Consider the following 1,466-nt stretch of genomic DNA (forward strand, 5'->3'; position numbering starts at 1 on the left):
ATTGTTTGGATTCTGATAATAGCCTGCCAATAGCCTGTTGGTGCTGTCGTACGCATATCCATATCTCTTGGGGGTCAGAGATGGGTTTACGCCTAATGTTTCTACTGCTCTCCAGTCTATTTCCGTAATACTGCCGTTATATTTCGGACTTACATTTTTTCCCTGGAAACTGAGCAGAATCGGGACTATCAATACCCTCTTTTTGGCTGTACCTGATTCTGTACGCAAATAATTTCCCTCCAAGATCAGCAAGCCCCATCTGGTTTTTATTAATGTCCATCATCCAGCCTCTGATGTTGTAAGAATACACGAGGGACATTACAGGTGGGACCACAACAAAAAACCGTAATACTCTATAATAGAAAGTATTGCGGTTTTTTATTTATTATTCTTCCCAACATTTTCCCAACCATGTAAAATTTTAGTTATTATTTTTCCCATCTGCTATACAAGACAGGAAAAATTATATTTACTTTTTATTTCTAACTATCACTCCAAAAATATATTTTTAAAATAGAATTCAAAATTAAAATACTTCTGCTGAAGCAAATTGTTTTTCTATTCAATCTTTTCAGGTGAGTTCGTATGTTGAGGTTTTTCCTTTCAATTCCATTGGTTCCAAATCTTTTGGTAATATGATTTTTCTTTGGTATAAGATATTGATAATTCCTAAATTTATCTGTATAGATTTTATCAGCTTTGGAATTGAGCAATGTTTTTACAACTGCATTTAATGTTTTATTATTTCTTTTACCAATATAAAATCCGGGAACCTGCTTCGTGTTTTTATTGATAGCATAAACCAGCCACATAGGATTTGATTTCTTCCTTACAAAAAACCTCATCTCATCCAGTTCATAAGATTGATCATAAGAAGTGACAGGCTGAGAAATATTTTTGGCAATGATAATAATTCTTTTTAGTAAGGTTGTAGCTGAAATTTTTAGTACCCTGGCCGTGCTTCTTATTCCTAATCCTTCTTTTGTCAATCGGACAATATTTTCATTGAGATTCTTTTTGTATGCATTATAAGAATATTGTAAAACACTTATGGCTTTGCAGAACTTACATTGATAGCGTTGCTTTCCATAATTAGTTTTGCCATATTTTATAAAATCATCACCAACACATTTGACACATGAGTAAACTTTTACCTGCATAAGGACTCCAATTTTCTATTAAAAAACAAATAGAGTGACCAAACGATCACTCTATTCTATAAAATTATTACTTATTATTTCTCGTTAAGCTCGATTAATAAAGAAAACCAACATTTTTGAAACATTACTACTTTTACTTTCTCATCCAAGAATATAATAGATTCTAAAGGAGAAATTATTCCTTTTAAAACTGTAAAAGAATCCGTCTCACTGGACTGCCCCCAAAAAGTTAGACACTTTTTAGGGGCATTTTTTATGTATAGAAAAGAAAAATTTAGCGTTGCTTTCAAATTAGAATGTATTAAA

At 31.9% G+C, this 1,466-nt stretch carries 3 protein-coding genes; all 3 read right to left on the minus strand.

Going from position 1 to position 1,466, the window contains the following annotated elements:
- Positions 1–192: hypothetical protein (locus BUC06_RS24025; RefSeq protein ID WP_185116989.1), on the minus strand; the 192-nt coding region annotated here is incomplete at its 3' end.
- A 290-nt stretch (positions 193–482) separates the two neighbouring features.
- Positions 483–1,160 carry an IS1 family transposase gene (locus BUC06_RS23275; protein WP_073337015.1) on the minus strand — a complete coding sequence of 226 codons (678 nt, stop codon included), beginning with the start codon at positions 1,158–1,160 and terminating at the stop codon, positions 483–485.
- A 74-nt stretch (positions 1,161–1,234) separates the two neighbouring features.
- The coding region (locus BUC06_RS24240) for a hypothetical protein (protein WP_228423901.1) at positions 1,235–1,466 on the minus strand (232 nt) is incomplete at its 5' end.

The sequence above is a fragment of the Chryseobacterium carnipullorum genome (genome assembly GCF_900142785.1).
Classification (GTDB): Bacteria; Bacteroidota; Bacteroidia; order Flavobacteriales; family Weeksellaceae; genus Chryseobacterium; species Chryseobacterium carnipullorum.